Annotated in this window: 9 protein-coding genes; 3 read left to right on the top strand and 6 right to left on the bottom strand. The window is 67.1% G+C overall.

Features of this window, described 5'->3' with window-relative positions; genetic code table 11:
- Window positions 1–68 precede the first annotated feature (68 nt).
- On the top strand, window positions 69–284 hold the full coding sequence (gene rmf, locus B3E91_RS03420; protein WP_090231332.1) for a ribosome modulation factor: 216 nt from the start codon (window positions 69–71) through the stop codon (window positions 282–284).
- A 95-nt stretch (window positions 285–379) separates the two neighbouring features.
- Here the strand turns inward: rmf and B3E91_RS03415 are convergent, their stop codons facing one another.
- A complete protein-coding gene (locus tag B3E91_RS03415; RefSeq protein WP_273232949.1) occupies window positions 380–1,411 on the bottom strand; it encodes a quinone-dependent dihydroorotate dehydrogenase in 1,032 nt (343 codons plus the stop codon).
- A gap of 54 nt (window positions 1,412–1,465) precedes the next feature.
- Complete coding sequence (locus tag B3E91_RS03410) at window positions 1,466–1,687, bottom strand: DUF2835 domain-containing protein (protein ID WP_090231334.1); 222 nt, start codon at window positions 1,685–1,687, stop codon at window positions 1,466–1,468.
- Window positions 1,688–1,831: 144 nt separating this feature from the next.
- Between B3E91_RS03410 and B3E91_RS03405 the strand changes: the two genes are divergently transcribed.
- On the top strand, window positions 1,832–2,713 hold the full coding sequence (locus B3E91_RS03405) for a DUF6685 family protein (protein ID WP_287028406.1): 882 nt from the start codon (window positions 1,832–1,834) through the stop codon (window positions 2,711–2,713).
- Window positions 2,714–2,732: 19 nt separating this feature from the next.
- On the opposite strand, the gene B3E91_RS03400 is transcribed toward B3E91_RS03405, so the two are convergent.
- The 3 genes from B3E91_RS03400 to B3E91_RS03390 form a co-directional block, all read right to left on the bottom strand.
- Complete coding sequence (locus B3E91_RS03400) at window positions 2,733–5,135, bottom strand: response regulator (protein ID WP_287028405.1); 2,403 nt, start codon at window positions 5,133–5,135, stop codon at window positions 2,733–2,735.
- Window positions 5,136–5,222: 87 nt separating this feature from the next.
- A complete protein-coding gene (locus B3E91_RS03395) occupies window positions 5,223–5,705 on the bottom strand; it encodes a response regulator (RefSeq protein WP_273232943.1) in 483 nt (160 codons plus the stop codon).
- A gap of 16 nt (window positions 5,706–5,721) precedes the next feature.
- Window positions 5,722–7,986: an ATP-binding protein gene (locus B3E91_RS03390; RefSeq protein ID WP_287028404.1), complete on the bottom strand. Its 2,265-nt coding sequence runs from the start codon at window positions 7,984–7,986 to the stop codon at window positions 5,722–5,724.
- A gap of 307 nt (window positions 7,987–8,293) precedes the next feature.
- Between B3E91_RS03390 and B3E91_RS03385 the strand changes: the two genes are divergently transcribed.
- Window positions 8,294–9,301 carry an alpha/beta fold hydrolase gene (locus B3E91_RS03385; protein WP_287028403.1) on the top strand — a complete coding sequence of 336 codons (1,008 nt, stop codon included), beginning with the start codon at window positions 8,294–8,296 and terminating at the stop codon, window positions 9,299–9,301.
- Between the two features lie 720 nt (window positions 9,302–10,021).
- Here the strand turns inward: B3E91_RS03385 and B3E91_RS03380 are convergent.
- Window positions 10,022–12,040 (bottom strand): NAD-glutamate dehydrogenase domain-containing protein (locus B3E91_RS03380; RefSeq protein ID WP_287028402.1); only part of this gene is annotated, 2,019 nt, incomplete at its 5' end.

Genomic DNA, 12,040 nt, shown 5'->3' with positions numbered 1-12,040 from the left:
GCATTCTGCCTGGCCTCGCCACGAGGCCAACGGGACATATAACAGTCAACCAGTGAGGGCAACACCCTATGAGAAGACTTAAGCGTGATCCGTTGGAACGAGCATTCTTGCGTGGTTATCAGCACGGCATTCATGGTAAATCCCGCGACCTTTGTCCTTTCACCCTTGCGGCCACCCGCCAAGCCTGGATCAACGGCTGGCGCGAGGGACGTGGCGATCAGTGGGATGGATTTACCGGCACCGCCGGCATTCATCGTCTTAACGAACTTCACGCCGTCGGCTGATCAGGATCGATTACATCTCATGAAGCGCGCCCCAACCGGGCGGCGGGCGTAGTGCCCAGGGCTCCTTCGGGAGCCCTTTTTCATGGCCCCCGAAGCTAGCGAGCCGAGCCCGGCAGCGCCGCAATGGCGTCGACGGCGGCACGGATCAGTGCCGGCCCCTTGTAGATGAACCCCGAATAAACCTGCACCAGGCTGGCGCCGGCGGCGATCTTCTCCGCCGCATGCCTGCCTTCGGTGATGCCGCCCACCGCGATGATCGGCAGTCGCCCACCCAGCGCGCCGGCCAGCACCTTCACCGTATGCGTGCTCTTGTCACGTACCGGCGCGCCGGACAACCCGCCCGCCTCATCGCCGTGCTGCAACCCTTCGACGCCTTCGCGGCCAAGCGTGGTGTTGGTGGCGATCACCGCGTCCATGCCCGCATCGCGCAGCGCCTCGGCGACCAGCACGGTTTCCTCGTCGGTCATGTCCGGGGCGATCTTGATCGCCAGCGGCACGCGTTTGCCGTGCTTCGCCGTCAGGTCTTCCTGGCGCTGGCGCAGGGCCTCAAGCAACTGCTTGAGCGAGTCGCCGAACTGCAGGCTGCGCAGCCCCGGCGTGTTCGGCGAGCTGACGTTGACCGTCACATAGCTGGCGTGGGCGTAGACCTTGTCAAGGCAGATCAGGTAGTCGTCCACCGCTCGCTCGACCGGCGTGTCGAAGTTCTTGCCGATGTTGATGCCGAGGATGCCGTCGAACTTCGCTGCGGCGACCCGCTGCAGCAGGTAGTCGACGCCGCGGTTGTTGAAGCCCATGCGGTTGATGATCGCCTCGGCTTCCGGCAGGCGGAACAGCCGTGGCTTGGGGTTGCCCGGCTGCGGACGCGGCGTGATGGTGCCGATCTCGACGAAACCGAAACCCAGCTGGGCGAACCCGTCGATGGCATCGCCGTTCTTGTCCAGACCCGCGGCCAGGCCCACCGGATTGGGAAACTCCAGGCCCATCACCGACACCGGCAGTTTTGCCGGCGGCTTGGTCAGCAGGCGATTGATGCCCAGCCGCCCGCCTGCACCGATCAGGTCCAGGGACAGGTCATGGGAGGTTTCCGGGGAGAGTCTGAACAGCAGGTCGCGAGCCAGGGTATACATTGGGCGGGCTTCGGGTCGTGAGCGAGCCGCGGATTATAGCCGGGGCGGCGACCTTCAAGCGAGGCGCCGTAGCTCCAGCAGCTCGCCGGAATCGCTGACCTGCAGCTCGAAGGCCCCGTGCACCCCGTCATGGACGAAGTACGGCCGCAGATGATGCGCCGGCAGGCTCACGCTGCGGCCGTCCCGGGCCTTGAGCAGGATGCGGTTGGCGCGGCCCTGATAGAGCGCCAGCAGGCGGTCGGCCGGGATGTGGATGTCGAGCAGGATGCGCTGCATGGCGTGTCCGTGGGATCGGTTTCGCGAAGTGTGCCACAGCGCTTCATCCGGGAAGAATCGAGTCTCCGACGTCAAAAGATTGTTGTAGCGTCAACCCGCCGTCCATAGCCAAACTGCGGCCATTACGGGAGTAGAAGCGCCGCCATGTCCGTCCCCGAACCGCCCTCCTTCGCCATGCGCCTGTCCCAGTTTGCGCAGCGTTTGGGCCTGGGCGGCCGGCAGCGCCCGCGGCTCGAGCGTGCCGGGCTGGAGCATCTGCCGTTCAAGGCGCTGCAGCGACCGGAGGACAGCATCTGGTGGCAGGACGGCCCGCCGCTGGAACGCCTGCTCGACCTGCCGCGCGGCGCACTCTCCGGTCCGGTGCAGCAGGTCAAGGCGCAAGCCCACGCGCTGCTGGTGCGCTGCGTCGAGCTGCAGAGCCAGGAGAGCGAGGCCTTCGACCTGCGCGAGCTGGACGGCGTCTGCGCGCCGCGCGGCGAGCAACCCCCGCTTGCGCATCTGGAAGATTTCGCGACAACGCCGGCCGGGCGCGCGGTGCGCATCATCAGCTACAAGGATTTCGTCAAGGCGATCAGCCTGGCCCTGCCCCGCTACCTCAGCGGCCAGCAGATCGAGGTGCGCCAGGCCGACTGGCACGGCAACCGGTTGTACTGGGGTGGCCACCAGCAGGTAGCGGCCTTCGGCGTGGCGCTGGCCTATGCGCGTCGGCGTGGGCTGCAGGTGATCCTTCCGGCGATCCGCCAGCACTATCGGCTGAACCCGGCCGGACTCGCGGCGCTGGACGCAGCCTTCCACGTGCTCGCGCTGCCGGAGCAGGCCTGGGCACATCCCCAGTTCATGGACCTGCTGCTGAGCAGCGGCACGCCCTACGCGCGCCTCGACCAGATCAGCCCGCCCGGAACGCCGGAATGGCTGCTGCTGCCGCGCGAGGACGCCGCCGCCGATGCGCTGGGCCGTGCCCTGCGCCAAGCCGGCGCTGCCGACGTGCCGGGCTTTCTCGCCAGCCTGCGCGACACCCGCGCCTGAGGAAGCGGACCCCGCCCGATCAGCCGTCGGCGCGCGATTCGGCGAACAACAGCGCCGCATTGAGCTTCGCCGACAGCTCCTCGCCGCGAAACGGCTTGGGAACGATCAGGGCGTTCTCCACGTCCAGCCCGCCCAATTCGGCGTAACCGGTGATGAACACCACCGGCATGTGCGGGAAGCGCCGGCGCACCGCGCGCGCCACGTCAGCACCGTTCATGCCGGGCATCGCAAAATCGGCGAGGAGAATGTCGATGCGCTCGTCGAGCAGCTCCAGCGCCTGCACGCCGCTGTCGGCCTCGACCACCCGGTAGCCGAGGTCGTCCAACAGCATCGCGGTCACCGCGCGCACGTTGGGGTCGTCATCCACCAGCAGCACCCGGCACGCCTGGCCCTGCGCCTCGTCATGCACGGTCTCGGCCGATGACGGCGGCGCCTCGAGCGTCTCCTCCGGCGCGCAGGGCAGATAGACGCTCACCGTGGTACCGGCACCGAGGCGGGTATCGATCCGCGCGCCGCCACCCGACTGCTTGGCGAAGCCGAACACCTGGGCGAGGCCCAGCCCGGAACCCTTGCCGACATCCTTGGTGGTGAAGAACGGCTCGAACGCCTTGGCCAGCACCTCGTCGCTCATCCCGGTGCCCGAGTCGCGCACCGACAGCACCACGTAGTCGCCCGGCTCCGGGTCCTCGGCACCCAGCGGCGGCGTTTCGACCCGTTCGCGCCGGGTGCTCAGGCAGAGGGTGCCGCCCATCGCCATGGCGTCGCGCGCGTTGATCGCCAGGTTGAGGATGATCAGTTCTAGCTGCGTCGGATCGACCAGCGCCAGGCGCAGATCGTCGGCCAGCTCGGTCTCGATCAGCACGCTGCCGCCGAGCGTGCTTCTCAACAGCTCGAGCATGCCGCGCACGGTTTCGTTGAGGTCCACCGGCTCCGGGGTCAGCCGCTGGCGACGCGAGAAGGCCAGCAGTTGCCCGGTGAGCTTGGCGCCGCGCTCGCCCGCCTCGCGGATATTCTGCAGGCGCTGGCGGGCCTTGTTGAATTCGGGCGTCGCCGGCAGATCGCGGGCCAGGAAGGAGCCGCTGGCGAGGATCACCGTCAGCAGATTGTTGAAGTCGTGGGCAACGCCCGCGGTCAACTGGCCGACCGCCTCCAGGCGCTGCATCTGCTGCAGGGCGGCTTCGACGCGCTCGCGCTCGGCGATCTGTTCGAGCAGTTGGCGGTTGCTGCTGGCCAGCTCATCCAGGGCCTCGCGCTCGCTGGTGATGTCGCGCACCGCGGCGTACATCAGGCTCTGCTCCGGCACCACCGTCCAGGACATCCAGCGATAGCCGCCGTCGGCGTGGCGCAGGCGGTTGACGAAGCGCGTGGAAACGTAGCCGTCGGCGATGCGCTGCGCCTCGGCGCGGGTGCTGGCGACATCCTCGGGATGCAGCAGATGCCACAGCGGCCCCTGCAGGAATTCCTCCCGCGACCAGCCCAGGGTTTCGTGCCAGGCCGGGTTGAGGGCGATGGGGGTGAGATCGAAGCGCATCACCGCGAGCAGCTCGCGTGACAGATCCCAGGTGCGATCGCGTTCGCGCGTGCGTCGCTCGACGCGTTCGCCGAGGGTCTGGTTCAGCTCCTGCAGCGCCAGGGTCACCTGTTTCTGTTCGCTGATGTCCTGCAGCACGCCGATCAGGCGCACGCAGCGACCGTCCTCGAAGGAGGCGCGCCCGCGGATCGACAGCCAGCGCACCGCGCCCGCCACCTGGATGCGGTACTCGACGCTCAGTTCGTCGCCACTGTCGCGCGACAGCGTGCGCGTCACCTGCTCATGCAGGCGTTCGCGATCGGCCGGATCGCAGGCGTCGAGAAACGAGGCCAGGTCGCGCACCTGCTTGCCGCTGGGCAGGCCATACAGCGCCTTGCAGCGCGCGTCCCAGATCAGCGTGTCGGTCTGCGGCCGGTAGTCCCACAGGCCGAGGCGCGCCGCTTCGATGGCGAGGTCGGCGCGCAGTTCGACCTCATGCAACGCGTCCTCGGCGCGGCGCCGTTCGCGACGCTCGGAGACTTCCGCCATGGCCCGCTCGATGGCCTTGGGCAGGAAGACGAGGTTCTGCTTGAGCACGTAGTCGACGGCGCCCAGGCGCATCATCTCGACCGCGTGCTCCTCGCCGAAGATGCCGGAGAGGAACAGGAACGGGATTTCCGGCGCGAGGCGACGCGCAACCTGCAGCGCCTGCATGCCGGAGGAACCCGGCAGCAGGAAGTCGGAAAGGATCAGGTCGAAGCTGTCGGCGCGCAGCGCCTGCTCGACGCCCTGATGGCTGTGCACCAGGGTCCAGTCGACCTGGAAGCCGTGCCGCGTGAGGGTCGCCAGGGTCAGTTCCGCGTCATGCGGGCTGTCCTCGACGAAAAGCATCTTCAACGGTCTAGCGGACATCGATCACCGCCAACTTCGGTACCTCGGAAATGCCGGCTACTGGCGGCGGAACGACTGTTGAACACGCCGCTGCGCGCGGCGGCCTGCTCATTGCTCGTCGCCACCGGAACGGGGCGTGCGCCGACGCGCCAGGCGTGCGGAGCCGGGCGGCGGCTCGTTGAGCACGGCCCAGAAGATGCCCAGATCGGAAATCGCCGCGACGAAATCCTTGAACTCGACCGGCTTGACCACGTAGGCGTTCACCCCCAGCGCGTAGGCGCGCTGCAGGTCGGGCTCCTCGCGCGAGGAGGTCAGCATAACCACCGGCATGCTGCGCAGCAGCTCGGCGTTGCGTACCGCCTCGAGCACTTCGAGGCCGTCCACCTTGGGAAGTTTCAGGTCCAGCAGGAGCACCGCCGGGTTGCCTTCACCACGGTCCCGATGCGCGCCGCGGCGGAACAGGTAATCCAGCGCCTCTGCGCCATCACGCAACACGATGACCTCGTTGGCGAGCTGGCTGCGCTCGAGCGCGACCAGGGTCAGCTCGAGATCGTGCGGGTTATCCTCGACCAACAGGATGGGTTTGAGCATTTGCTTGAATTACCTCTCAGCGTGAAACGCGGGCATGTATACGTTTGGGCAGCGCGAAATAGAAGGTCGCACCCTGGTCCGGCCGGCTTTCCGCCCAGACCCGGCCGTCGTGCCGTTCGATGATGCGGCGCACGCTGGCCAGGCCGATGCCGGTGCCTTCGAACTCTTCCATGCGGTGCATGCGCTGGAACACGCCGAACAGCTTGCCGGCGTATTCCATGTCGAAGCCGACGCCATTGTCGCGCACATAGACCCAATGTTCGTCGGCGTGTTCCTCGGCGCCCACCTCGATCACCGCGACGTCGCGGGTGCGGCTGTACTTGATGGCGTTGGACAGCAGGTTGCGCAGCGCCAGGTGAATGAAGGCCGCATCGGCGATCAGGATCGGCAGCGGCTGGATGTGCCACTCCACCGTGCGGTCCTGGTAATCCGGAAGCATCTCCTGGCGGATCGAGTCGACCAGCGCCGGCAGGTTGACGTCCGACAGGTGCAACGCGGCACGGCCCATCTGGGAAAAGCTCAGCAGGTTGTCCACCAGGGTGCCGGCGAAGCGCGCCGATTCGCTGATGTTGGTGAGGAAGCGCATCCCGCTGTCGGTCAGCCGCCCGCCCTCGACCTCGCCGAGCAACTCGGCGTAGCCGGCGATATGGCGCAGCGGCGCGCGCAGGTCGTGGGAGACGCTGTAGGAAAACGCCTCCAGCTCGCGGTTGGACTTCTTCAACTCGCCGGCCAGCTCGGCCAGCTCTTCGGCCTTGCGCAGGACGATGCCAAGCACCGCATTGCGCAGTTCCAGCGCACTGTCGATCTCCAGCTGATCCCAGCCGAGCGACTGCCCCAAGACGGTCTCCTGCCAGCTCTCGAAACTGTGCCGCGGGCTCAGCGCGCCACCTTGCGAAAGGTGTTTCTCCGGCTTTCCGGCCCAGTTGACCGTGCGCACCCGCTCCGGGCGGAACCAGATCAGGTAATGCGCGTGCAGTTCGGAGATCGAAACCGCCAGCAGCCCGCCGGCGTACTGGGACAGCTCACTCAGTTCGGCGATGTCGCGCCCGACGTTATGGGTGTGGAATACCTCACCGACCTCCCTCTCGGCCAGCCAGCGCACCAGCGCTTCCACGTCGTTGCGCGGCGGCGTTTCGCCGAGCAGTTCGCAGCGATTGGCGAGGACGATGGCCGCACCGCTGGCGCGGGCGAACCCAAGAAGCACGTCCGGCGCCGCCAGCAGCCCTTCGGCGACGCTGCCACGTTCGCGGTCGGCCATCAGCGAAAGCATCTGCACGATGTTCTCGCGCAGCTTGAGCCGCCGATCGGCAATGGCGTGCGTTTCCTTGGCTTCGATCTGCAGCGACAGGATACGGCCGAGCATTTCGCAGGCGGTACGGGTCTGGAAACCCACACGCTGCGGCGCGGCGTCGTGGCAGGAAATCAGCCCCCAGAGCGCGCCGTCGACGACGACGGATATCGACATCGAAGCGCGGGTGCCCATGTTCTTCATGTACTGCACGTGCACCGGCGAAACGCTGCGCAGCGCGGCGTAACTCAGGTCCAGCGGCTGGCCGCTGACGGGATTGAGCGGCGGCAGGATCGGCGAGGGCCGATAGTCGGCATCGCCGATCACGCGGATGCGGTTGGCGCAGTAGAGCGCGCGCGCCTGCTGCGGAATGTCCGAGGCGGGGAAATGCAGGCCAAGGTATCGCGGGTAGCCCGGATCGGCGTCCTCCGCGATCACCACACCGTTGCCGAGGGCGTCGAAGCGATAGGCGTTGACCCGGCCGAAACCGGTCATGCGCTTGACCTCGGTCACCGCCAGTTGGCAGAGCAGTTCGGCGGTAGGCGTTTCCTGCAGGCGCGTGACGAAGGTGCGCACCAGCGGATAGAGGTCCAGGTAGGCGGCGGTGCCATCGTCCACGGCCTCGAACTCGGTGATCAGCACGCCGTCGTGGCGATGCACCATCAGGGCGAACGCCGGGCCCGGATCGCCGACCCGGAACGTCACGTCGGCGAGGTGAAACGGATTGCGGTCCTCGCTGGCCAGCGAATCGAGCTTGCCGCGCAGCCGTGCGGCATCTTCCAGCAACTCGTCGAAGTGGCGGCCGAGCAATCCGGCGACCTCGACGCCGAGCAGGGTGGCAACGTTTTCGCTGGCCTGAATGACCTTGAGGTCGGACGCCTCGAACACCAGCAGGAATCCATGCGGCTGAATGCTGCCGGGGATGTGGATGGGTTCTCGGGCACAGACTTCGCTGGCGCTGGCCAGCGCGGCTGCACGTTCACTGGGGGACAAGGGCGTTCCTCTCACGGAGCCGGAACCGACTCGAACGGGTCGATTCGCCTACGGCCGGAATGATCGATGCGTGCTGCATCACGCTACAACCGCCTGATAAATATACCGGCGTAGGGTGACACAGAGGAAAATCCTACACGAATTCTCGTTTATCGAATTCCTGTACAGGTTGAGATAGATGACCTTTCGTCGGCGTTGCTGGCCTGCCACGGGCGTCCTGTCCAGCCGAAGCGCCATCGCTCGAACCGAAGCGCCGCCACAGGTTCACACACAGGCGTAACGCTCACTTCGGATAAGGAACGACATCATGTACAGACGCTGGTTACCCGCGCTCGTGCTGTGCGCCGCCGCCACCGTTCGGGCGGCGGAAACGCCGGGGTACGGCGCGGAGCTCGAAGGCTTCGACTATCCCTACCCGGTGCAGCATTTCGAGTTCGAATCCCAGGGCGGCAAACGCCAGATGGCCTACATGGACGTGCAGCCCGAACGCCCGAACGGCGGCGTGCTGGTGCTGCTGCATGGCAAGAATTTCTGCGCCGCGACCTGGGAAGGCACGATCAGGGCGCTCACCGGCGCCGGCTACCGGGTGGTGGTGCCGGACCAGATCGGCTTCTGCAAATCGAGCAAGCCCGAGCACTACCAGTACAGCTTCCAGCAACTGGCGAGCAACACCCACGCACTGCTGCAAAGCCTGGGCATCGAGCGCTTCAGCCTGCTGGGACACTCGATGGGCGGCATGCTCGCCACCCGCTACGCCCTGATGTATCCGCAGCAGCTGGAGCAACTGGTGCTGGTCGATCCCATCGGCCTGGAGGACTGGAAAGCCAAGGGCGTGCCCTATCGCCGCGTGGACGAGTGGTACGCCCGCGAGTTGAACACCACCGCCGAGAGCATCCGCAGCTACCAGCAGAGCACCTACTACGCCGGGCAATGGCACCCGCAATGGGACAAGTGGGTGCAGATGCAGGCCGGGATGTTCAAAGGGCCGGGGCGCGAAGCCGTCGCCTGGAGCTCGGCGCTCACCTACGACATGATCCAGACCCAGCCGGTGTATTACGAACTGGAACGGATCGAGGTGCCGACCCTGTTGATGATCGGCGAAAAAGACACCACCGCGATCGGCAAGGACGCGGCCCCCGAGGCGTTGCGCAGCCAGCTCGGCAATTACCCGAAACTGGCCCGGGAAGCCGCCGCACGGATTCCCGGCGCGGTGCTGGTGACCTTCCCCGACCTGGGCCATTCCCCGCAGATCCAGGCGCCTGAGCGTTTCCACCAGGCGCTATTGAAAGGCCTGGTGGCGCGTCCGGGAGGCTAATCACTGATTCATCCGTTCGCGGGTTGCACCCACCCTACGAAAAGCGCCGCGTGCATTCGACAGCGGCGAAGCGGCTCCGAACCGTAGGGTGGGTTAGCGGCGCTCGCTCGATCCGCCTACCCGCTCCGAACCGGACAGCCGCGTAACCCACCAGGCGGTGTCCCGGCCAACCTCCGCCCGGCGGGTCACGCCGCCGCACGCTTCCCGCGAATGCCGCCGCCTGCACGTGGCGGCTGACCCACCCTACGAAAAGCGCCGCGTGCATTCGACAGCGGCGAAGCGGCTCCGAACCGTAGGGTGGGTTAGCGGCGCTCGCTCGATCCGCCTACCCGCTCCGAACCGGACAGCCGCGTAACCCACCAGGCGGTGTCCCGACCAACCTCCGCCCGGCGGGTTACGCCGCCGAACGCTTCCCGCGAATGCCGCCGCCTGCGCGAGGCGGCTGACCCACCCTACGAAAAGCGCCGCGTGCATTCGACAGCGGCGAAGCGGCTCCGAACCGTAGGGTGGGTTAGCGGCGTTCTCTCGATCCGCCTACCCGCTCCGAACCGGACAGCCGCGTAACCCACCAGGCGGTGTCCCGGCCAACCTCCGCCCGGCGGGTTACGCCGCCGCACGCTTCCCGCGAATGCCGCCGCCTGCGCGTGGCGGCTAACCCACGCTACGAAACGAATCCACCCTACGAAACGCAGGTTGGGTGCAAACCCGCGTGTGCAGGCGTTACGGCATGCACCCCGCCTGGCTGCCGCTATGGGCCAGGTCCATCAGTTCGCGGCTGGCCACGGCGTACATCGCGTAGTCGGTGCCGCTGGCGGCGCGCAGCTCGGCGAGCATCGCCTGCCAGCGTTCCACCAGCGGCAGGTTGCGTTCGACCCATGCGGCCACCCGCGCATCGATGTCCGCGCCGCCCTCGCCCTGCAGCACCGACACGGTGATCGCGCGCTGCTGCCAGTCGAGGTCGTCGCGGAAGGCTTCGCGGGCCAGTGCCTGCCAGTTGTTTTCCACCGGCAGCCCGGTGATCTGCGCCAGATACCAGGTCAGGTCCAGTGCGCTGCCCACGGCGAAGTAGGCCTTCGCCACCAGCGCCGCGTCCTGGCCGGTCACGTCGGCGGCCTCGACGATCGGCAGCAGCGTGTAGATGTGGCTGGTACCCGCCACCATCCGCGCCAGCAGTTCCGGCACGCCGGCCTCCACGTAGCCCTGGTAGCGACCCTGCCACAGCTCGCGCGTCGGGCCTTCCAGCAGTTCGTCGAGCTTCAGCCCCAGCGCGGCGATGCGCGGACCGAAGTGCGCCACGTCACGCGCGGCGTCCAGCTCGTTGCGCCGGCTGCGCAGGAACCAGCGGGTGGCGCGACGACCGAGGCGCATCAGCTCTTCCATCAGGTTCAGCTGCACCTCTGCCGGCACCTGGTGATCCAGCGCCTCGATCTGGCGGAACCAGTGCGGCAGGTGGAACACGTCGCGCACGATCACGTAGGCGGCGGCGACGTTCGCCGCGGTCATCCCGGTGGAGACCTTGAGCCGGTGGGCGAAGGTGATGCCCATGTGGTTGACCAGGTCGTTGGCGATCTGCGTGCTGACGATCTCGCGCTTCAACCGATGGCGGCGCATGGCCTCGCCAAAGCGTTCGCCGAGCAATTGCGGGAACGCCGTTTCCATGTCGCGGATCAGGTAGTCGTCATCCGGCACCGGCGATTCCAGCAGCGCTTCCTTGAGGTCGATCTTGCTGTAGGAGATCAGCACCGAGAGTTCCGGCCGGGTCAGCCCCTGGCCACTGCTGATGCGCTCGGCGAGCTGCTCGTCGGAGGGCAGGAATTCCAGCGCGCGGTCCAGCTTGCCGCGGCTTTCCAGGTCGCCGATCAGCCGCCGGTATTCGGCGACACGCTCGCGCGCACGGCGTTGCGCCAGCGACAGCGCCTGGGTCTGCTTGTAGTTGTTGCCCAGCACCAGGTTGCCGACCGCATCGGTCATCTCCATCAGCAGGGCGTTGCGCTGCTTGCCGGTCATGTCGCCGGCGGCGACGCTCTCGTTGAGCAGGATCTTGATGTTGACCTCGTGGTCCGAGCAGTCCACGCCGCCGGCGTTGTCGATGAAGTCGGTGTTGCTGGCGCCGCCGTTGAGGCCGAACTCGATGCGCCCGAGCTGGCTCATGCCGAGGTTGCCGCCCTCGCCCACCACCTTGGCGCGCAGTTCGTTGCCGTTGACCCGCAGCGCGTCGTTGGCCTTGTCGCCGATGTCGGCGTGGCTCTCGCTGCTGGCTTTCACGTAGGTGCCGATACCGCCGTTCCAGATCAGGTCCACCGGCGCCTTGAGCAGCGCGTGGATCAGTTCGGTCGGGGTCAGCTTGGTCGCCTTGATGTCGAAGCGCTGCTGCATTTCCGGGCTGATGGCGATGCTCTTCGCGCTGCGCGGGAAGATGCCGCCGCCGGCGGAGATCAGGCGCGCGTCGTAGTCGGTCCACGACGAGCGCGGCAGGTCGAACAGCCGCTGGCGCTCGGCGAAGCTGCTGGCCGCGTCGGGGTTCGGGTCGATGAAGATGTGCAGGTGGTTGAAGGCAGCGACCATCTGCAGCTTGTCCGAGAGCAGCAGGCCGTTGCCGAACACGTCGCCGGCCATGTCGCCGATGCCGATCACGCTGATGCTGTCCTGCTGCACGTCGATGCCGCGCTCGCGGAAATGCCGCTGCACCGAGACCCACGCGCCCTTGGCGGTGATGCCCATCTTCTTGTGGTCGTAGCC

Origin of the sequence: Pseudomonas sp. UBA6310 (assembly GCF_002438225.1) — a bacterium.
In the GTDB taxonomy this organism is placed as follows: Bacteria; Pseudomonadota; Gammaproteobacteria; order Pseudomonadales; family Pseudomonadaceae; genus Pseudomonas_O; species Pseudomonas_O kuykendallii.
Note: the sequence above shows the minus strand (reverse complement) of the source record. Positions and strands in the feature narration are given on the sequence as shown.